Raw genomic sequence first — 19815 nt, forward strand, 5'->3', positions numbered from 1 at the left:
TGCAGGAGCTCGACCTCGTCGCCTATCTGCGGTTCGCGTCCGTCTACCGGGCGTTCGACTCGCTCGAGGACTTCGAGGCCGCGATCGCGGAACTCCGGGAAGAGACGGGTCACCCCGCCGCGGACGACGATGACCGCGCGGACCGTGAGAACGATGCAGGCGTGGTCGCGGGGAGCCAGGAAGAACATCACGGGCCCGGAGGGACTGCCCAAGTCCCCGAGCCCGCCCACGCCGCCGACTGACCGGCGGGCCGGAGCCGGACGGAGACACCGGATCCGGCCGCGCGGCGGCGATCGAAGACCTGTTGCGGGCGGCAGCGTGAGGATGCCCGCAACACCAGACAGAACACCGTGCCCCGGGAACATCGGGGCACTTCAGGGCGTTTTTGCCCGTACAGGGAGGCGGCATGACAGAGACGGCGAGCGGTCCGGCACGGAGTTCCCGCGCCAAGGGCACCAAGGCGAACAAGGGACTGCGTATCGAGCGCATCCACACCACTCCCGGCGTGCACCCGTACGACGAGGTGGCCTGGGAGCGCCGTGACGTCGTCATGACCAACTGGCGCGACGGCTCGATCAACTTCGAGCAGCGTGGCGTCGAGTTCCCCGACTTCTGGTCGGTGAACGCGGTCAACATCGTCACCAGCAAGTACTTCCGGGGTGCCGTGGGCACCCCGCAGCGCGAGACCGGCCTCAAGCAGCTGATCGACCGCATCGTGAAGACGTACCGGAAGGCCGGCGAGGACTACAAGTACTTCGCCTCGCCCGCCGACGCCGAGATCTTCGAGCACGAGCTGGCGTACGCCCTCCTGCACCAGATCTTCAGCTTCAACAGCCCCGTCTGGTTCAACGTGGGCACCCCGCAGCCCCAGCAGGTCTCCGCCTGCTTCATCCTGGCCGTCGACGACTCCATGGAGTCGATCCTCGACTGGTACAAGGAAGAGGGCATGATCTTCAAGGGCGGCTCCGGCGCCGGCCTGAACCTCTCCCGCATCCGCTCCTCCAAGGAGCTGCTCTCCTCCGGCGGCAATGCCTCCGGTCCGGTCTCGTTCATGCGCGGCGCCGACGCCTCCGCCGGCACGATCAAGTCCGGTGGCGCCACCCGCCGTGCGGCCAAGATGGTCATCCTCGACGTCGATCACCCCGACATCGAGGACTTCATCGAGACCAAGGTCAAGGAGGAGGAGAAGATCCGCGCCCTGCGCGACGCGGGCTTCGACATGGACCTCGGTGGCGATGACATCACCTCCGTCCAGTACCAGAACGCCAACAACTCGGTCCGCGTGAACGACGAGTTCATGAAGGCCGTCGAGAACGGCGAGAAGTTCGGCCTGCGTGCCCGTATGACCGGTGAGGTCATCGAGGAGGTCGACGCCAAGTCCCTGTTCCGCAAGATGGCCGAGGCCGCCTGGGCCTGCGCCGACCCGGGCATCCAGTACGACGACACGATCAACAACTGGCACACGTGCCCGGAGTCCGGCCGCATCAACGGTTCGAACCCGTGCAGCGAGTACATGCACCTGGACAACACGTCCTGCAACCTCGCCTCGCTGAACCTGATGAAGTTCCTGAAGGACGACGGCAAGGGCCACCAGTCCTTCGACGCCGAGCGCTTCGCCAAGGTCGTCGAGCTCGTCATCACCGCGATGGACATCTCCATCTGCTTCGCGGACTTCCCGACCCAGAAGATCGGCGAGAACACGCGTGCGTTCCGCCAGCTCGGCATCGGCTACGCCAACCTCGGCGCCCTGCTGATGGCGACCGGCCACGCGTACGACTCCGACGGCGGCCGTGCCCTCGCCGGCGCGATCACCTCCCTGATGACCGGTACGTCGTACCGCCGCTCCGCCGAGCTCGCCGCGGTCGTCGGCCCGTACGACGGCTACGCCCGCAACGCCGACGCCCACAAGCGCGTCATGAAGCAGCACTCCGACGCCAACGGCACGGCCGTCCGCATGGACGACCTGGACACCCCGATCTGGGCCGCCGCCACGGAGGCCTGGCAGGACGTCGTGCGCCTCGGCGAGCAGAACGGTTTCCGTAACTCCCAGGCGTCCGTCATCGCCCCGACCGGCACCATCGGTCTCGCGATGTCCTGCGACACCACCGGCCTCGAGCCCGACCTCGCCCTGGTCAAGTTCAAGAAGCTGGTCGGCGGCGGCTCGATGCAGATCGTCAACGGCACCGTCCCGCAGGCCCTGCGCCGCCTGGGCTACCAGGAGGAGCAGATCGAGGCGATCGTCGCCCACATCGCCGAGCACGGCAATGTGATCGACGCCCCGGGCCTCAAGCAGGAGCACTACGAGGTCTTCGACTGCGCCATGGGCGAGCGCTCCATCTCCGCGATGGGCCACGTCCGCATGATGGCCGCGATCCAGCCGTGGATCTCGGGCGCCCTCTCCAAGACGGTCAACCTCCCCGAGACCGCCACCGTCGAGGACGTCGAGGAGGTCTACTTCGAGGCCTGGAAGATGGGCGTCAAGGCGCTCGCCATCTACCGTGACAACTGCAAGGTCGGCCAGCCGCTCTCCGCGAAGACCAAGGAGAAGGAGAAGGCCGAGGTCACGGCGAAGGCCGAGGAGACCATCCGTACCGCGGTCGAGAAGGTCGTCGAGTACCGTCCGGTCCGCAAGCGCCTCCCCAAGGGCCGTCCCGGCATCACGACGTCCTTCACCGTCGGCGGCGCCGAGGGCTACATGACCGCCAACTCCTACCCGGACGACGGTCTCGGCGAGGTCTTCCTGAAGATGTCCAAGCAGGGCTCCACCCTCGCCGGCATGATGGACGCCTTCTCCATCGCCGTCTCCGTCGGCCTCCAGTACGGCGTGCCGCTGGAGACGTACGTCTCGAAGTTCACGAACATGCGCTTCGAGCCGGCCGGCATGACGGACGACCCGGACGTGCGGATGGCGCAGTCGATCGTCGACTACATCTTCCGTCGCCTGGCGCTGGACTTCCTGCCCTTCGAGACGCGCTCGGCGCTCGGCATCCACTCCGCCGAGGAGCGCCAGCGTCACCTCGAGACCGGCTCCTACGAGCCGACCGAGGAGGAGGTCGACGTCGAGGGCCTGGCCCAGTCGGCCCCCCGCCAGACGGACCTGAAGGCCGTCGTCGCGCCGAAGGCCCAGGTCGAGGAGGCCAAGCCCGCTCCGAGGCAGGCCCACACCAGTGCCGAACTGGTGGAGATGCAGCTGGGCATCCAGGCCGACGCCCCGCTGTGCTTCTCCTGCGGTACGAAGATGCAGCGGGCCGGCTCCTGCTACATCTGCGAGGGCTGCGGCTCGACCAGCGGCTGCAGCTGATCCCGGGAAGTGATGACGCGTCGTGTCGTGAGCCCGAAAAGCCACTGACGTGTAGTCCCTGAGCAGAGGGGCGCCGACCCTGTGTCGGCGCCCCTTTTCTCGTCGGCACCCGGACCGGCGCCGGGCGCCCGTAGCCTGCGATCATGACAACAACGCAGTTGTACGAGGGCGATGTCGGCGAGCTCTCGGCGGTAACCCGCGACGCGGCCCTGGAGGCGCTCGTCGCCGACCTCCGATCACCCGATCCCGCGGTGCGCGACGACCGGGCCTACGTCACGGCCGCGCGCTGGATACCGGACCTCGACCCGGCAGAGCGGCAGGACCTCGGCGACCGTATGGCCGCGTACTTCACCGATCCCGCACTCCAGGCCCGCACCTTCGCACCGCTGGTCCTGGCGCGGATCGTCGAGGCGGGGTACTGGAGCGAGATGTGGTGGCGCCCCTTCGCCGACTGGTACCCGGCGGAGCAGGACCTCCGTGGGTACGATCCCGCGCTCGGCTGGCTGCACGCCGCCGCGCATGGAGCGGACCTGTTGGCCGCCCTGGCCCGGCATCCTGGGCAGGACCCTCAGCCACTGGCCGAGTTGGCGGTCGATCGGCTGCTGGCGCCCACCGACCACCTCTTCGACGCCCAGGAGGACGACCGTATCGCCTACGCGCTCGCCAGGATCCTGAGCCGCCCGGACCTCACCGCGGCGCAGTCCGTGGCGTGGCTGGAACCGATCGCCGAGACCTTTCGCGCGGGTGAGCCGGGACCGGTGCCCGCCTGGGTCTCCAACACCGTGCGGACGCTGCGCATGCTCTACGTGCTGGTCGACCGCGGTGTGCGCACCCGCAACACCGACGAGCCGCCCCGCCCGGTCACCCACCGGGTACAGGTCCTGGAAGCCCTGGCAGACACACTCACGATCGTCGCCCCCTACATGGGGTGAGGGGCAGGGCCGCTACGCCCTGCCCATGGTCCTGGTGAAGGTCGCGGGGTCGTCGTCGAAGCCCTCGACACCGGGGTGGAAAGTCCACCCTCCGGAGGAGTCGCGGACGAACTCCGCGACCGTCGCCGCCGTGGAGCCGAGGACGCTGCCGAAGTCGTCGTCGGCCAGGACCGTGTAGCCCTCGCGGATGCGCAGCCCCGGGTTGAGGACGCCGACGAAGGTGCGGCGCGCGGAGCGCTGCTGGATGACCACGCCGACCACCACGCGCGCGTACCGGCCGTCGAGCCGGTCGAGCTCCAGCGTCATGACCTCGTCCCAGCCGAACCCCTTGCCGTCCTTGCTGTCCCGGTTGAGGTAGATCGTGCCGTCAGGGGAGCGGCTGTCGAAGTGCACGACGTAGGCAGGGGCGCCATGGGGATCGCCCGCGACATAGGTCGCGGCGACTATGTCCAGGTCGGTGGGTGATTCCCCCGCGGGACTCGGGTCCCACTTCAGCGCGACTTCGACCTTGCGGATGCCCTTGCTGAGGCCGCTCACCGGACTCCCCTTCCCCGTGTCCCCGAATGCCCTCGGACCGAACTGCCGGTTCGTCAGGGCGGATTGTCCATCCTGCCACGCGCGCGTGGCGATCGCGCGGCTGCTCTCGGTCGGACAGTGACGGGTGCCACGCTCCGGGCCGTACGATGGCGCGGTGCTGGTCAAGTGGATTCGCTGCACCGTGGTGGACCGCCGCGGCTTCGAGCGGGGGCAGCGAAAGTGGGCGGGGCTTCTGGGGGAGCCGGGGTTTCGGGGACAGGGCGGGGGCTGGAGCAGGCGGCGGCCCTCGGTGGCGCATGTCTTCGCGTTCTGGGAAAGCCGTGCCTTCTACGACTCCTTCATGGCCCGCTCGCACGACCGGCTGGCGGCGGCCCAGGCCGGCACGTTCAAGGACATCCAGGTCAAACTGTTCGACTACCGCTTCGACGTGAAGACCGGCTTCGAGCCGCGCTTCACGGACGCGGACCTGATCCGGGTGGCCCTCTGCCGCGCCCACGAGGAACGCGCCGAGCACTTCACCCTCATGCAGGAGAAAGTGTGGAACCCCGCGATGGCAGGCTCGCCCGGGATGATCCGCGGGCTGTTCGGTGAGGCGCCGGGGCACGAGTTCCTGGTGCTCTCCATGTGGCGCTCGGAGGCGGAACACGGCAAATACCGCATCGAGCGGGTGGAGCGGCTCGCCCTGCGGGCCCAGACCGAGGCGGACGTCGCCTCACTCACCGGGGACATCGTGGAGATGGAACCGATCTGGACGGTGTGATTTTCGGCGCGTTTCATCGTGTGCCCTTGTGGCCCCTGGCGCGGGATCTGTGTGACCTACGCCGTATGGGACCCGTACGAGTGCTCGGTGGGCCCTCACTCGATCTAGGGTTTCGGCATGGCACGACCACGGCGCATCGTCCTTGTCCGGCACGGCGAGTCAACGGGCAATGTTGATGACACCGTCTACGAGCGTGAGCCCGACCACGCACTGGCCCTGACCGAACGGGGGTGGTGGCAGGCCGAGGAGACCGGCAAACGCCTGCGCGAGGTGTTCGGCCGCGAGCGCGTCAGCGTGTACGTCTCCCCGTACCGCCGTACCCACCAGACCCTCCGGGCCTTCCATCTCGACCCCGAGCTCATACGGGCGCGTGAGGAGCCCCGGCTGCGCGAGCAGGACTGGGGAAACTGGCAGGACCGCGACGACGTACGCCTGCAGAAGGCCTATCGGGATGCGTACGGGCACTTCTTCTTCCGCTTCCCCCAGGGGGAGTCCGGTGCCGATGTGTACGACCGGGTCGGTGGCTTCCTGGAGAGCCTGTTCCGCAGTTTCGAGGACCCGGACCATCCGCCGAACGTGCTCCTGGTGACCCACGGCCTGGCGATGCGGCTGTTCTGCATGCGTTGGTTCCACTGGACGGTCGCGGAATTCGAGTCACTGTCGAATCCGGGGAACGCCGAGATGCGGATGCTCGTTCTCGGGGACGACGGCAGGTACACGCTGGACCGGCCGTTCGAACGTTGGCGAGATCCGGAGCCGTACGGGATCACCGGATAGAGTGGCAGAGCGATGACCGCTGAATCCTCACACGACGGGCGCCTGGACCGCGCCCTGGCGAGCTTGCGCGGACTGGCGGTGGGGGACGCGCTGGGCTCGCAGTTCTTCGTGCCGGTGAACTATCCGCTGCTCAAGCATCGCGAGCTGCCGCCCGGCCCCTGGCAGTGGACGGACGACACGGAGATGGCCTGCTCGGTGGTCGCCGTCCTGGCCGCTCACCACCGCATCGACCAGGACGCCCTGGCCCTCTCCTTCGCCGAGCACCACGACTTTGACCGAGGGTACGGCCCGGCGGTCAACCGGCTGCTGCGCCTCGTCCGGGAAGGGGGCGACTGGCGCGAACTGGCCGCCGCGCTCTTCAACGGACAGGGGTCGTGGGGCAACGGAGCCGCGATGCGGATCGCCCCCTTGGGCGCCTACTACGCGGACGACCCCGAACAGGCGACCCACCAGGCGGAGATCTCCGCCTACCCGACGCACCAGCACCGTGAGGCAGTGGTCGGCGCCATGGCGGTCGCCGCGGCCGCCGCGCTGGTCGGCGCCCCCGGTGGGCCGCCCAGCGCCGAGGCGCTCCTCGACGGCGTTGTCGCGCTCGTCCCGAAGAGCGCCGTCGGCGCGGGCCTGCGGCGCGCCCGGGACATGCTGGACTACGGCGACGCTGCCACGGTCGCGGCCGTGCTGGGCTGCGGGCGGCGCACGACCGCCCATGACACCGTGCCCTTCGCTCTCTGGTCGGCCGCGCGGGCGCTGGGCGACTACGAACAGGCGTTCTGGACGACTGCTCAGGTCGGCGGGGACGTGGACACGACCTGCGCCATCGTGGGCGGGGTGCTGGCCGCTGGGAAGGCGGGGGCTCCGCCGTCCGGCTGGGTGGAGCAGACGGAAGTCCTCCCGAGCTGGGTCGCGACGTCTGCCTGAGGGGGTCCCGTGCGCGACGGCTGCTGCGGCGTCGAGCGCTCTCCCAGGGGCTGCTCCGGGAACTCCCGTCTCCTCTGAGCGAGGCTGCGTGCTCGCTGGAAACTCTCCGTGCCCGATGGGAACTCTGTGTGACCGTCCGGGCGTTGTCACGACATCCGCTGTGCGACACATGGGGCGCACAGCGGATGTCATGGGAGTGGCGCCGGGGGTGGTCAGGATGCGAGGGGTGCTCAGGATGCGGGGGATGGCCAGGAAGTTCTCGTCGACTGTGGACGCGGTGCGGGTGACCGGACCGTCGTTCATGCCGTCGGTCCCTCGGACGCGGCCCGGTCACCCGTGGTCCCTCGCGGCCCCGGCCGGATCAGCCGGCCACGGGGCCTGCCGTTCCCGCCAGAGCCTCCAGATCGCTCTTGCGGACCCGGATCACCAGCCAGGCGGTCACCAGGGCGAGCAAGGCCATGGCGGCTGCCGGGACGAAGGCGGTGGAGATGCCCTGGGCGAGCACCTCGTGGCCCCAAGGGGCGGGCAGTTGGTGCGTCCTGCTGAACTCCGCCTTCTGCTCTGCCGATCCGTTGGCGAGGAACTTCGGCAGTTGCTTCTCCGCCTCGTCCTTGCTGGCCGTGCCGAACACCGTCGTCAGGATGGACAGGCCGAGCGATCCGCCCACCTGCTGTGTGGCGTTGAGCAGCCCAGACGCGGCGCCCGCCTCGTGCTGGGCGACCCCGGAGACCGCGGTGACCGTCACCGTGACGAAGTTCAGGCCCATGCCGAAGCCGAACACCAGCATCGGACCCAGCACTCCGCCGGGGTAGGAACTGTCGGGACTGATGAAGGTCTGCCAGGTGAGCCCGATCGCGACGAGTGCGGAGCCGGTGAGCAGGAACGGCTTGGGGCCGAGAGCCGGCAGGAAGCGCTGCGACAGGCCCGCCCCGAACGCGATCGCGACCGTCACGGGAAGGAAGGCGACGCCCGCCTTGATCGGGCTGTAGCCCAGTACGTTCTGCACGAACAGCACGATGTAGAAGAACATGCCGAACATCGCCGCGGCCAGGCTCAGCATGATCACGTACGTGCCCGACCGGTTGCGGTCAGCGAACATCCGCAGCGGGGTGATCGGCTCCTTGGCCCGCCTCTCGATGAACACGAAGGCCAGCAGCAGCACCACCGCGGCAGCGAAGGAACCGCGGGCAAGACCGTCCCGCCAGCCCTCCTCGGCCGCGCGGATGAAGCCGTACACCAGGGACGCCATGCCCACCGTCGAGGTCAGCGCGCCCGCGATGTCGAAACGTCCGGGATGCCGGTCGGACTCGCTGATGTAGAGCGGCGTCAGCACGGCGATCAGTACACCGATCGGCACGTTGACGAAAAGCACCCAGCGCCAGTCGAGCCATTCGGTGAGCATGCCGCCCGCGAGCAGACCGATGGCCCCGCCGCCCGCGGACACCGCGGCGAAGACACCGAAGGCCCGGTTCCGCTCCGGGCCCTCCGGGAAGGTGGTGGTGATGAGCGCCAGCGAGGTGGGCGACGCGATCGCGCCACCCACGCCCTGCAGAGCGCGGGCCGCGAGCAACTGCCAGGGTTCCTGGGCGAGTCCGCCCAGCAGCGAGGCGAAGGTGAAGAGCAGGATGCCGGTCATGAACACCCGGCGGCGTCCCAGGATGTCACCGGCTCGGGCGCCGAGCAGCAGCAGGCCGCCGAAGGTGAGCGTGTAGGCGCTGACCACCCAGGTGAGATCGGTCGTGCTGAACTTGAGCGCGTCTTGAATGTGCGGGAGAGCGATGTTCACAATCGTCGCGTCGAGTACCACCATGAGTTGGCAGGCCGCGATGACGGTGAGTGCTATGCCGGGATGCCCCTCCCGGCGAGCCGCTCCTGGCTTCTGGTTCTGAACCAACTGAGAGGTTGTCACTATGGGTCCCCCACAAGTGCCTTAGTGAACGCTCGCGTTCACTGTCGCGCCAACGGTAGTGAGTCCCCAGTAGTGAACGCAAGCGTTCACTTAACGTTCTGTCGCTCGGTGAGTCCCCCTTCGCTGCCGCGTGGCGTGTCCCCCATCCCCGGAAAACCCCCTCCCCTGCTCACTGGAGATGCTCAGATGGTTACTTCGCGCTGGACGGCCGCCCCCGCTCGGACAGCCTCCCTACGCCGGCGCGGCGCCGTGCTCGAACGCGCGATCCTCGATGCCGCGCTGGAGCAACTCGGCACGGTCGGCTGGAACGGCCTCACGATGGAGGGAGTCGCCGCCGGCGCCCAGACGGGCAAGGCTGCGGTCTACCGGCGCTGGCCGACGAAGGAGGATCTGGTCGCGGACGCGCTGCAGGCCGGACTGCCGCGCCTGGACGCGGCGCCCGACCTGGGGAGCGTGCGCGCGGACCTGCTCGAGCTGTGTCGGCAGGCGCGCGCGGCGATGTTCTCGCGTCCCGGCTTCGCGCTGCGCTCAGTGATTCACGAATGCGACCATGCCCAGGCTGAACGCTTCCATGCGGTGATCATCGGGGGGGTCGTGGAGCCGACCATAAGGCTCCTGCGGGAGGTCATCGAGCGTGGTATTGAGCGGAGTGAGGTGCGGTCCGACGCGGTAAACGGTTATGTCCTCGATGCCATCCCGGCCATGATGATGTATCGATCAAAGATGTGCGCAAGCGAATGGAATGACCAGGACGTCGAGGAAATGATCGACCAGTTGATGCTGCCGCTGCTGCGTTCGATCAGTGTCTGAGCGCGGTCCGCGGCGGCTGTGAGCGTGCTTGGGCCAACCGGGGTGTCGTACCGGGATCCCGGCGGCGTACGCTAAGGGCGCCATGCCGTACGAACCGCCTACTCACACCGTCGAGCGCTCCCTCCGCGCCACGACCGGAGCGAAGGTCATTGCCGGTGTCGACGAGGTGGGGCGCGGTGCGTGGGCCGGTCCCGTCACCGTCTGCGCGGCGGTCACCGGACTGCGCCGGCCCCCGCAAGGGCTCACCGACTCGAAGCTGCTCACCGTCAAACGCCGTACCGAACTCGCCCTGGAGCTTCGGAAGTGGGTGACGTCGTACGCCCTGGGACACTCGTCCCCGGAGGAGATCGATGACCTGGGGATGACGGCGGCGCTGCGGCTCGCGGCGGTGCGCGCCCTCGATGCCCTGCCGGTCCGCCCTGATGCGGTGATCCTCGACGGGAAGCACGACTACCTCGGTACTCCCTGGATGGTCCGAACGGTCATCAAGGGCGACCGGTCGTGCGTGGCGGTTGCGGCGGCCTCGGTGATCGCCAAGGTTCAGCGCGACAAAATGATGGCCGAACTGGGTATCGACCATGCAGACTTCGGTTTTGCGGACAACGCCGGGTATCCGTCACCCGTGCACAAGGCCGCACTGCAGGAGTGGGGCCCCACCCCCTACCACCGGTTGTCGTGGGCGTATCTTGATGCGCTGCCCCAGTGGCGGCATCTCAAGAAGGCCCGCAGCTGGGCGGACGGACGCGTTCCGGAGATCGAGGGTCAGCTCGGCTTCGACTTCTGACGATTCCGCTCGCGCTGATGTGCCACCCACTGGCGCGAGCCGCACCAATGTTTGATAAATAACAGCTCATGCCTCTCATTCCCGAGGAGCCTCAGATTCACGAGAGTGCCCAGGGTCCCCGCGCCACTCCGGCCAGCGGCCGTACCGCGCCGACCCCCCGCCCCGTACCCGGTCCACGCCCCGCGGCTCCGTCGCGCCCCGGTCGTCCCGGTCCTCTCCGGCCCGCGCCGCCGGTGCAACGCACGCCACGCGACGTGGCCGTGGCCAAGCCCGAACCGTCGGGCCCGGCTGTCCCTGTCCCTTCCGCTGCGGCGACCCCGCAGCTCCAGCTGATCCCGGCCTCGGCCGAAGGTGCGCTCGACGCTGCCGAGGAGGCCGTGGACCTGCTCCTGGACTCGGGTCGCGTCCCCGGTGACGTTCTTGTGATCACCACCGGCGATCCGCACCCCTGGGCCGCTCACGAGCTGTCCTTCGGTGAAGCCTCCTATTGGGTACAGCACGACGCGCGCGACGACGTCTTCTACGCCGACGCCACCATCGCGGGCCGTGCCGGATCCCGTCCGGTGGTCGTCGTTGCCGTCAACGGCGGCCCCGCCGCCGCTGCCGCCACCGCCCTGTCGCTCGCCCGTGCCAAGGCCGGTGCCCTGCTGATCGTCTGCGGCGACCCGCAGCAGATCAACTCGGTGCTGGGCGCGGGCGTCTGAGCCGGTTCCGCCGGTCCCGGCGGAGGCCGGGAGCGACGGAGGTGCCGTTGCGACGGCACCCGCACAGTGGGCACTTCGGTATGCCCGGACGGCCGTGGGCGCGCGCAGTGCGCGTGCCTCCGCCCGGTCCGGGATACGCCGGTGCCGGTGTCGGCGCCGTGAGGCAGCCGCCTCGGCGCGGTTCCCTGTCGCAGGGCGGCGTTCCGGTGCGCGGCGGCCTGACCGTTTGCGGGCACTCCGCGTCTGTCGGGTCGTACGAATCGGCGTCGGCAGTGACGTAGCGGCCGGGTGATGCCGGGCGGGGCTGCCGACGGGGCTCTCGATGCACGAAGACGCGTGCCCTCCGGAGTAGAGCTCCGTCGGTGGCCCTCAGCGGGCGGCGGCGCGGCGCAGGACCTCCGAGGCGGCGCCGCCGGTGCGGGGCAGCAGCAGTGGAGGCGCCTCGGAAGTCGTGAAGGGCTCCGGCGCCGAGTCGGCATTGGGACGACGGCCGCCGCGGCCCTCGCCGAGGACCTGCCAGCCGTCGTGCGTCAGCGTGATGTACGCCCCGCAGCGCAGCCCGTGCAGCGTGCAGGCGTCGCGCAACCCCCACATCCACGCGCCGTCCTCCTCCGTCCAGCGCGCGTCGCCCTCACGGCAGTAGAGCAGTACGGCGGTGCGCACCGGGGTGCGGCGCCGCAGGTCGTGCGGGATGACCCGGCGCAGCTGGGCGAGCAGCGCATTGCGGAACATCCAGCCGTCCGCCGGAGCCGAGCGGCGAGTGAACGAGGCGCTCGCCCGCACTCGTTCGTCCGGGTCGAGCACGGCCACGATCGCCGTCTCCGGCTTGGGGTGGTGCCGGGTGTGGAGGCCGCTCACGACCTCCCGGGGGTTGCGCAGCAGCGGGATCCCGGCGGCGGCCCACTCCGCGGGTTCGAGCATGCGGCTGGCGGAAGCGGCGGACGTGGATGTCGACAACGATGCTGCCGAGGACGGAGCGAATCCGAAGGTCACGGTCCTCCCTTCGGCTACGCGCCCACACTGCGGGCGGGTCGGATTCGGGGGAGCGCACACCGCAGCAGAGCCCTACCTGATCACGGACGAGCCGTGCGGGGAGCGGACTTCAATTCTTCCTGTCGAACTTGGATGCGGCAACGAGCAATTGGGGCCACCGACCCGTATGCGGCGGTGTGTGACTTATATCCCTACCCCGTGTTTCACCCCGCGATGCGAGGGGCCGCAGCGGGCGGCACGTTCGACCCGAGTGAGGGGTGAGGTGCGGAGGATTCGAACGAGTGCGGCCGCGTGGCCGCCCGGTCAGCCCCGCACGCCGAGCACCAGCGGCAGCACCCCCTGGGCGCCGGCGCGGCGCAGCACCCGGGTCGCGACCGCGAAAGGCCGGCCGGTCTCGGAGAAGCCGTCCACGGGGAGCACCGACCCCCGGGCCTCGGCGCTGAGTCCCGGCGGGCCGCAGAAGTGGGAAGGCATTCGAATCAAGGCCGAATTGCTGACCTGACCTGCGCAAACGGATGGTCACGCTGGGTGAGGTGGCCCTTTGTCCTTGTCATCGGGTTGCATGGGGGCATGGACAACCTGGAGCTCCGCACTGAAGCCGACGCCATCCTCGCTGAGCTCGTCGGTGCCCCGGGGGGTTCGGCGCGACTGCGAGAGGACCAGTGGCAGGCGGTGGCGGCCCTGGTGGAGGAACGACGGCGTGCCCTGGTGGTGCAGCGCACCGGCTGGGGCAAGTCGGCGGTGTACTTCGTGGCCACCGCTCTGCTGCGCCGGCGTGGCTCCGGCCCGACGGTGATCGTCTCGCCGCTGCTGGCGCTGATGCGCAACCAGGTCGAGTCGGCGGCGCGGGCCGGTATCCGGGCGCGCACCATCAACTCGGCCAACCCGGAGGAGTGGGACACCATCTACGAGGAGGTCGAGCGCGGCGAGACCGACGTTCTCCTCGTGAGTCCGGAACGCCTCAATTCTGTGGATTTTCGCGATCAGGTGCTGCCCAAGCTGGCAGCCACGACCGGTCTGCTGGTGGTCGACGAGGCGCACTGTATCTCCGACTGGGGCCACGACTTCCGCCCCGACTACCGTCGGCTGCGGGCGATGCTCGCTGAGCTTGCCCCCGGCGTGCCGGTGCTGGCGACCACTGCGACCGCGAACGCGCGGGTCACTGCGGATGTGGCCGAGCAACTGGGTACCGGTGCCGGTGAGGCCTTGGTGCTGCGGGGCCCGCTGGAGAGGGAAAGCCTGCGGCTGGGTGTGGTCCAGTTGCCGGACGCCGCGCACCGCCTGGCCTGGCTCGCCGAGCACCTGGACGAACTGCCGGGCTCCGGAATCATCTACGCCCTCACCGTCGCCGCAGCCGAGGAGGCCACCGCCTTCCTGCGGCAGCGCGGCTTCCGGGTGGCCTCCTACACCGGGCGCACGGAGAACGCCGACCGGCTGCAGGCCGAGGTCGACCTGCAGGAGAACCGGGTCAAGGCGCTGGTCGCGACTTCGGCGCTGGGCATGGGTTTCGACAAGCCGGACCTGGGCTTCGTGGTCCATCTCGGCTCGCCGTCCTCGCCGATCGCGTACTACCAGCAGGTGGGCCGCGCGGGCCGAGGGGTGGCTCACGCCGACGTGTTGCTGCTGCCGGGCAGGGAGGACGAGGCGATCTGGCGCTACTTCGCCGATACGGCCTTCCCGCCCGAGGCGCAGGTCCGTCAGACCCTCTCGGCCCTCGCCGGTGCGGGACGGCCGCTGTCCGTGCCGGCCCTGGAGGCGGCGGTGGATCTTCGGCGTACCCGTCTGGAGACGATGCTGAAGGTGCTGGACGTCGACGGGGCGGTCAAGCGGGTGAAGGGCGGCTGGATCTCCACCGGCGAGCCGTGGGTCTACGACTCCGAGCGGTACGCCTGGGTCGCCCGGCAGAGGGCGGCCGAGCAGCAGGCCATGCGCGATTACGTGAGCACGGCACAGTGCCGGATGGAGTTCCTGCGCCGGCAGTTGGACGACGAGGGTGCGATCCCGTGCGGCCGTTGCGACAACTGCGTGGGAGCCTGGGCCGATTCCTCGGTTTCGGCGGAGATGTTGACGGGGGCGGCGAAGGAACTGGACCGTCCGGGGGTGGAGGTCGAGCCGCGCCGGATGTGGCCGACGGGGATGCCCGCACTGGGCATCGACCTCAAGGGGCGTATCCCTGCCAAGGAGCAGTGCTCCACTGGGCGCGCCCTGGGGCGGCTCTCGGACATCGGCTGGGGCAACCGGCTGCGCCCGCTGCTGGCTGAGAACGCGCCCGATGGGCCAGTGCCCGATGATGTCCTGCGGGCCGCGGTGGCGGTCCTCGCCGATTGGGCGCGCTCTCCGGGCGGCTGGGCATCGAATGTTCCGGACGCTGTTGCCCGGCCGGTGGGAGTTGTCGCTGTGCCGTCCCTGGCCCGCCCGCAACTGGTCGGTTCCCTCGCCCAGGGGATCGCGGCCATCGGCCGCCTCCCCTTTCTGGGCACCTTGACGTACACCGGGCCGAGCGGCGTGCACGCGGCACGTCGCAGCAACTCCGCTCAACGCCTCAGGGCGCTGTCCGGTGCCTTCGCTGTCCCTGAGGAGCTGGTTGGTGCCCTGGTCGGCTCTCCGGGCCCCGTCCTGCTCGTGGACGACTACACCGACTCCGGCTGGACCCTCGCCGTCGCTGCCCGCCTGCTCCAACAGGCAGGCAGCGAACAGGTCCTTCCCTTGGTCCTCGCTGCGGCAGGCTGAGCTCCCCCGTGTCGTGGGTGGGGCCGAACGCGTCGCCCCTGCCGTGGTGGGCAGCGCGCCGCCTACCTCCTGCAAGCCACTGGTCCTCGCGCAGCCGTGCCGCGCCGGTGGCGTCCCCGCGAGGCGGGCGAGGACCGCGTCGGCGGCCGTCCGGAGGTCCGCGTGGCACGTGTGCTCCATGCGTCCCGTACGACACGACCGCACTGACAGACGGCGGATGCGCCACAGGAATGCCGTCATGACGTGTTCCTGATTGAAGTTATCCACAGGGCAAAGCGGAACTTCGCAATCCGCGAGATCGTCGGCGCATGACGAATCACGGCGAAACGACTGGATCATTCGAAAACGGCGACATGGCGCGACGCGCAGACATGGAACGGGCCGCGTTCGACGGCCCCACCGGCACGCACCAGGTCACCCTGCGCACCCCGGCCGAACTGGCCGACGCCCTGCCATACCTGCTCGGGTACCGCCCTGAGGACAGCATCGTGCTGGTCGCCCTGCACGACAAAGGCGGACGGGGCCGGTTCGGCGGCCGGGCCCGGCTCGGCATCCCGGCCGGTTCCGACGACTGGGCCTCCGTGGCACGGCAGTTGGCGCACGGACTGGTGACGGGCAGCGAACGCCGGGGCGCCCGGCCCGAGCAGATGGTCGCCTACCTCTGCCAGGAACCGGGGCAGGGCGAGTCGGGCCGGCAGGTCATGGAACGGCTGCGGCCTCTGGCACAGAGCATCCGTGTTGAGTGCGGTCTCCTCGACGTGCCGGTCATCGAGGCGCTGTGCATCTCGGGCGGCCGCTTCTGGTCGTACTGCTGCACAGGTGAAGCGTGCTGTCCGGCCGAGGGTGTCGTGATGGGCCTGCCCGGCACCTCCGTGCTGGCTGCCGCCGCCACCTACGCCGGACTCCAGGTGCGCGGCACACTGCGAGAGTTGCGGGCCAGGCTGCTGCCCTGGGAGACGCCGGCCGCGCTCGAGCAGGAGGTCGCCCTGGACGGCGCCAGCCGGAACCTGGTCCCCAGGATCCTGGACGACACGAGCCGTGCCCATGTGGCGGACGAGACGTTGGCACTGGCGGAGCGGGTCATGGGGCGCTTCGCCGAGGCGCCGACCGTTTCCGGCACGTTCATGACCGACGGCCGTGACGACGAACTGCTGGAACACGACGAGGCCGCGGCGCTGATTCTCGGCCTGCAGGACCGTACGACCCGCGACTTGGCGGCCGCATGGATGGAGGGTGACGAGGCAGGTCCCGCACTCCGTCTCTGGCGCGCACTGGCCCGCCGCTGTGTCGGGTCCTACGGCGAACACGCCGCAGCGCCCCTCACCCTGGCAGGCTGGGTCGCCTGGTCGACCGGCGACGACCTGGAGGCCCGAGAGGCCCTGGCCATGGCGCTGGGTGCCGACCCTGGGTACCTCTTCGCGCGTCTGCTGCACCAGGCCTGCAACGAGGGCCTGGACCCGGAGTCGGTCCGTCGCTGCCTGCGTGCCGAGCGCGCGGAACGCGCGAGCCGTGGGTGCCCGGGTGCCGAGCCGACTGTGAGGACGGCACGGGTGGACACCGGCGCTCCGGTACCAAGCGATGTGACTGAGTCGATGTCATGCGATGTGACTGAGTCGATGCTCCGCAACGCGAGTGAATCGATGTCATGTGACGCGACCAGGGCGGTGCCGAGCCGTGCGCCGAGCTCTCCGGTCACGTCGGGAGAGACTCCCCGTCGCCGACGCCGCACGCGTGGCGCCGGGGCCGCAGCGGGTCGCCCCGCCACCGCTCCGACGGGCAGCACGCGGCCACGTGGTTCGGGGAAAGGCACGGAGCGGCGTCGTGGCACCGGTGCGAAAGGCGTGCGTCCTGGGAGCGGTGACACCAAGGGGGAGGCATGAGCGACTGCTGGGGCGCGCCGGCTGCCGCCGCGGATGTCCTCACGTGGGTGGCAGCAGCAGGGCGAGTGGCGGACCGCACCCCAGGGCCGGCACGAGTGTGCTGCCGCGTTGCCACCACTCGCGTGGACGGCAGCAGCGGGACAAGCGGCGGACCGCACTCCAGGGGCCGGCACCAGTGTGCTGCTGCGTTGCCACCATTCGGTGGGGCTGTCCCATGGCGGCCGTGACCCGAAGGAGCCCGGATCCGTTCACCTGAGTGGCGGAACGCATGGACGGGGCGCGCCGCCGCACCCGTGTCCCGCCCCAGCCCTCCGCCCGGCGCCGCCCACGCCAGCGGCGCACAGAGCGCAGAAGAAGTCACCGTATGCACCAGTCCATTCCGCCCTCAGCCGACGACTACCGCTTTGCCGCCGGGAGGTCCGCGCCTTCCCTCCGCTCGGGCACGGGTCCGCCGCCCGCGGACGAATCCGGTGCAGGCCGGGGCCGGACGCCTGTGCCTGTGCCTGCACGCCAAAGCCAGACCCACGCGCCCGCGGATCAAGGCGGGATTCCCGGGCCCACGGGCGAAGGCCCACCTCCTTCGTCCCCAAGCCGAGCCCAGCCGCCTTGGTCCACAGACGCCGCATGGTCTCCGTCCCCGCACCTCAGCCAGGTGCGTCGCGCAGCGGCCGCCCCGTCGAGAGGAACCCCGCATCCAGCCCCGCTCCCGACGGCCCGTCGTGTCGGTGATCTCCCGCCCACCCACACCGCGATGATCTGTGTAGCTCTCCCCGGCCTCGTGATCTCGACGGAACAAGGGCAGCTGACCGGCCGGGGACTGGAGGGGTACTACCGTGCGGGCCGGCGCCTGCTGTCCCGTTGCCAGGTCCGCGTGGCCGGACGCGAGCCGCTCGCGGTTCAGGCGCGGATAACCGCGGCCGACCGGGCCCGCTTCGTAGGAACTCTGCGCGCCTCCCCCTACGCCGGCCCCGATCCGGACGTCGTCGTCGAGCGGATCCGGAACGCGGACGGTACGGAGCGGATCACACTGCACAGTACGGCCCCACGCCCCGTGCGCTTCCCGGTCGAGGTGGCCCTGGGCACGGACCTGGCCGACCTGGGTGCCATCGCGTCGGGCACCGCGGGGCCCGAACTGCCCGCCAGCGTCCACGACTCCGGCCTGCGCTGGTCCTGCGCCACCGGTACGTCGTCGGTCACCGCAGCCCCGCCACCGGCCGACGCGCTGGCCTCCGCGGGACTGCTGCGCTGGGACGTCGAGCTGCCTCCAGGCGGGAGTACCACCGTGGAACTGCGCGTCCGGACGGACGGGGCGGGACGCGTCCGGGCCGTGGGCCGCGCGACGACGAGCCCGCTCGCCGCCGCCCGCGCGACCGGCGACCACCCGGGAGCTCAGGCACTCCTGCGCACGAGCATCGAGGACCTCCAGGCGCTGCTGCTGCGCGACCCGGCACACCCGTCCGACATGTATCTCGCGGCCGGGGCGCCCTGGCGGTGCGGCCTGGCCCCGGCCGAGGCGCTCGCCGCGGCCCGGATGGCCCTGCCCCTCGGCACCCGGCTCGCCACGGGTACGCTGCGCACCCTCGCCCGCACCCAGCTCCCGGGCCCGGGCGCGCGCTCCGGCGTGATCCCTGGGCCGCTGCGCGACGTGGGCCCCCGTCTGCCACCGGCCTGCACGGCCACAGAGGCCACGCTGCTGTTCCCGGCGCTCCTCGCGGAGGCCCGCCGCTGGGGGCTCCCCGAACATGAGACCGAGGAACTGCTGCCGACGGCCGAGCGCTGTCTGACCTGGTTGCGGACCACCGTGGGCGACGGCACGTACCTGTACGACCCGCAGACCGATGGCCCCGCCCGCTGCGAGACGCAGGCCCACGCCCACCGTGCCGCGGTACTCGGCGCCGACCTGCTGGATGCCTGTGGGCGGCCCGGTGGTGTCGGTCTGCGGCAGTGGGCCGAGGCGCTGCGGAACGGGTTTCGGGAGGACTTCTGGGTCGAGCACCCCGGCGGTGGCCGACCCGCGGCCGCGCGCGCCCCGGACGGACGCCTCATCGCGCACCTCGGCGCGTCCGTCGTCCATCTGCTCGACCCCGGTCTGCTGGGCGGGGGTGAATTGGCGCCGGGGCTGCTCGACAAGGTACGGACCGAACAACTCGCCCGGCTGCTCGGTGGCCCCGTCATGGACTCCGGCTGGGGACTGCGTGGGCTCGGCACAAAGGAAGCGGAGTACAACCCGTTCGGCCACCGCGGCGGCGCCGTGCGGGTCCAGGAGACGGCGGTCGCCGTCGCGGGTCTGACCGCCGCGGGGTACGAGAAGGAGGCGACCTCACTGCTACGCGGGGTACTGGCGGCGGCCGACGTCTTCGGCCACCGGCTGCCCGAGATGTACGCGGGCGAGCAGCGCACCGAGGGGAGCGCTCCCGTGCCGCATCCGGCGGCCTGCCGTCCCGCCGCCACCGCGGCAGCCGCCGGAGTCCTGCTGCTTACCACCCTCGCCGGGATCCGTCCCGACGCCCCCGTCGGCACGGTCACGCTGCGCCCCGTGCGCAGTGCGCCCCTGGGCGAGATCGGTCTGACGGGCCTGCGCGTCGCGGGCGCACCCTTCTCCGTACGGGTCAGTCGACTCGGTCTCGCCATGGTCGAGGAGGCGGCCACCGGACTCCAACTGCGAGCCTGACCTCGTACGGCACCGCGGCGCACACAGAATGCCCCCGGGCCCCGCGGGGGGCGGTGAGGTGCATGGCGAGTGGAGTGGATCAGCCACCGATGCCCGACGAAGGGAGTGT

The 19815-nt window shown here is 70.4% G+C and carries 15 protein-coding genes and 1 pseudogene; 12 read left to right on the forward strand and 4 right to left on the reverse strand.

All coding sequences use genetic code 11. From position 1 onward, the window contains the following. The 3 genes and pseudogenes from ABT114_RS47535 to ABT114_RS47545 form a co-directional block, all read left to right on the forward strand. A pseudogene (locus ABT114_RS47535) lies at positions 1-242 on the forward strand (transcriptional regulator NrdR); the annotation flags it as partial. Positions 243-406: 164 nt separating this feature from the next. Then, positions 407-3301: a vitamin B12-dependent ribonucleotide reductase gene (locus ABT114_RS47540; protein WP_351152834.1), complete on the forward strand. Its 2895-nt coding sequence runs from the start codon at positions 407-409 to the stop codon at positions 3299-3301. 143 nt (positions 3302-3444) lie between these two features. Beyond that, a complete protein-coding gene (locus ABT114_RS47545; RefSeq protein WP_351152837.1) occupies positions 3445-4233 on the forward strand; it encodes a DUF2785 domain-containing protein in 789 nt (262 codons plus the stop codon). A gap of 12 nt (positions 4234-4245) precedes the next feature. On the opposite strand, the gene ABT114_RS47550 is transcribed toward ABT114_RS47545, so the two are convergent. Then, entirely contained in the window at positions 4246-4770 is a 525-nt protein-coding gene (locus tag ABT114_RS47550) for a TerD family protein (RefSeq protein WP_351152840.1), read from the reverse strand. Between the two features lie 154 nt (positions 4771-4924). On the opposite strand from ABT114_RS47550, the gene ABT114_RS47555 reads away from it, so the two are divergent. From ABT114_RS47555 to ABT114_RS47565, 3 genes are all read left to right on the forward strand, one after another. Next, a complete protein-coding gene (locus ABT114_RS47555) occupies positions 4925-5530 on the forward strand; it encodes a YdbC family protein (protein ID WP_351152844.1) in 606 nt (201 codons plus the stop codon). 117 nt (positions 5531-5647) lie between these two features. Continuing rightward, the gene (locus ABT114_RS47560; protein WP_351152847.1) at positions 5648-6307 is read left to right on the forward strand and encodes a histidine phosphatase family protein; all 660 of its coding nucleotides are present in this window, start codon (positions 5648-5650) and stop codon (positions 6305-6307) included. A gap of 12 nt (positions 6308-6319) precedes the next feature. After that, positions 6320-7225 carry an ADP-ribosylglycohydrolase family protein gene (locus ABT114_RS47565; RefSeq protein WP_351152850.1) on the forward strand — a complete coding sequence of 302 codons (906 nt, stop codon included), beginning with the start codon at positions 6320-6322 and terminating at the stop codon, positions 7223-7225. Between the two features lie 361 nt (positions 7226-7586). Here the strand turns inward: ABT114_RS47565 and ABT114_RS47570 are convergent, their stop codons facing one another. Next, positions 7587-9134, reverse strand: coding sequence for an MFS transporter (locus tag ABT114_RS47570; RefSeq protein WP_351152853.1), 1548 nt, complete (start codon positions 9132-9134; stop codon positions 7587-7589). A gap of 186 nt (positions 9135-9320) precedes the next feature. On the opposite strand from ABT114_RS47570, the gene ABT114_RS47575 reads away from it, so the two are divergent. The 3 genes from ABT114_RS47575 (at position 9321) to ABT114_RS47585 (ending at position 11432) form a co-directional block, all read left to right on the forward strand. After that, positions 9321-9944 (forward strand): TetR/AcrR family transcriptional regulator, encoded by a 624-nt coding sequence (locus ABT114_RS47575; protein WP_351152856.1) that lies wholly within the window; start codon positions 9321-9323, stop codon positions 9942-9944. 82 nt (positions 9945-10026) lie between these two features. Beyond that, a complete protein-coding gene (gene rnhB, locus ABT114_RS47580) occupies positions 10027-10728 on the forward strand; it encodes a ribonuclease HII (RefSeq protein WP_351152859.1) in 702 nt (233 codons plus the stop codon). Between the two features lie 68 nt (positions 10729-10796). Next, positions 10797-11432, forward strand: coding sequence for a hypothetical protein (locus tag ABT114_RS47585; protein WP_351152862.1), 636 nt, complete (start codon positions 10797-10799; stop codon positions 11430-11432). 369 nt (positions 11433-11801) lie between these two features. On the opposite strand, the gene ABT114_RS47590 is transcribed toward ABT114_RS47585, so the two are convergent. Together ABT114_RS47590 and ABT114_RS47595 are read right to left on the reverse strand one after the other, a co-directional pair. After that, positions 11802-12425 (reverse strand): hypothetical protein, encoded by a 624-nt coding sequence (locus tag ABT114_RS47590; RefSeq protein WP_351152865.1) that lies wholly within the window; start codon positions 12423-12425, stop codon positions 11802-11804. Positions 12426-12728: 303 nt separating this feature from the next. After that, positions 12729-12899: a hypothetical protein gene (locus tag ABT114_RS47595; RefSeq protein ID WP_351152921.1), complete on the reverse strand. Its 171-nt coding sequence runs from the start codon at positions 12897-12899 to the stop codon at positions 12729-12731. A gap of 96 nt (positions 12900-12995) precedes the next feature. Here ABT114_RS47595 and ABT114_RS47600 point away from each other — a divergent pair, with 96 nt between their 5' ends. From ABT114_RS47600 to ABT114_RS47610, 3 genes are all read left to right on the forward strand, one after another. After that, entirely contained in the window at positions 12996-15155 is a 2160-nt protein-coding gene (locus ABT114_RS47600; RefSeq protein WP_351152868.1) for a RecQ family ATP-dependent DNA helicase, read from the forward strand. A 308-nt stretch (positions 15156-15463) separates the two neighbouring features. Further along, entirely contained in the window at positions 15464-17035 is a 1572-nt protein-coding gene (locus ABT114_RS47605; RefSeq protein ID WP_351152871.1) for a DUF4192 domain-containing protein, read from the forward strand. Between the two features lie 751 nt (positions 17036-17786). Then, positions 17787-19706: a glycogen debranching N-terminal domain-containing protein gene (locus tag ABT114_RS47610; RefSeq protein WP_351152874.1), complete on the forward strand. Its 1920-nt coding sequence runs from the start codon at positions 17787-17789 to the stop codon at positions 19704-19706. Positions 19707-19815 lie beyond the last annotated feature (109 nt).

The sequence above is a fragment of the Streptomyces sp. NPDC002088 genome (assembly GCF_040296605.1).
Lineage (GTDB): Bacteria > Actinomycetota > Actinomycetes > Streptomycetales > Streptomycetaceae > Streptomyces.

Bases quoted from the DNA above. Each gene is read 5' to 3' on its own strand.
- ABT114_RS47540 (WP_351152834.1), top strand. From the start codon at position 407: ATGACAGAGACGGCGAGCGGTCCGGCACGGAGTTCCCGCGCCAAGGGC.
- ABT114_RS47545 (WP_351152837.1), top strand. From the start codon at position 3,445: ATGACAACAACGCAGTTGTACGAGGGCGATGTCGGCGAGCTCTCGGCG.
- ABT114_RS47560 (WP_351152847.1), top strand. From the start codon at position 5,648: ATGGCACGACCACGGCGCATCGTCCTTGTCCGGCACGGCGAGTCAACG.
- ABT114_RS47565 (WP_351152850.1), top strand. From the start codon at position 6,320: ATGACCGCTGAATCCTCACACGACGGGCGCCTGGACCGCGCCCTGGCG.
- ABT114_RS47575 (WP_351152856.1), top strand. From the start codon at position 9,321: ATGGTTACTTCGCGCTGGACGGCCGCCCCCGCTCGGACAGCCTCCCTA.
- rnhB (WP_351152859.1), top strand. From the start codon at position 10,027: ATGCCGTACGAACCGCCTACTCACACCGTCGAGCGCTCCCTCCGCGCC.
- ABT114_RS47585 (WP_351152862.1), top strand. From the start codon at position 10,797: ATGCCTCTCATTCCCGAGGAGCCTCAGATTCACGAGAGTGCCCAGGGT.
- ABT114_RS47595 (WP_351152921.1), bottom strand. From the start codon at position 12,899: ATGCCTTCCCACTTCTGCGGCCCGCCGGGACTCAGCGCCGAGGCCCGG.
- ABT114_RS47600 (WP_351152868.1), top strand. From the start codon at position 12,996: ATGGACAACCTGGAGCTCCGCACTGAAGCCGACGCCATCCTCGCTGAG.
- ABT114_RS47605 (WP_351152871.1), top strand. From the start codon at position 15,464: ATGACGAATCACGGCGAAACGACTGGATCATTCGAAAACGGCGACATG.
- ABT114_RS47610 (WP_351152874.1), top strand. From the start codon at position 17,787: ATGATCTGTGTAGCTCTCCCCGGCCTCGTGATCTCGACGGAACAAGGG.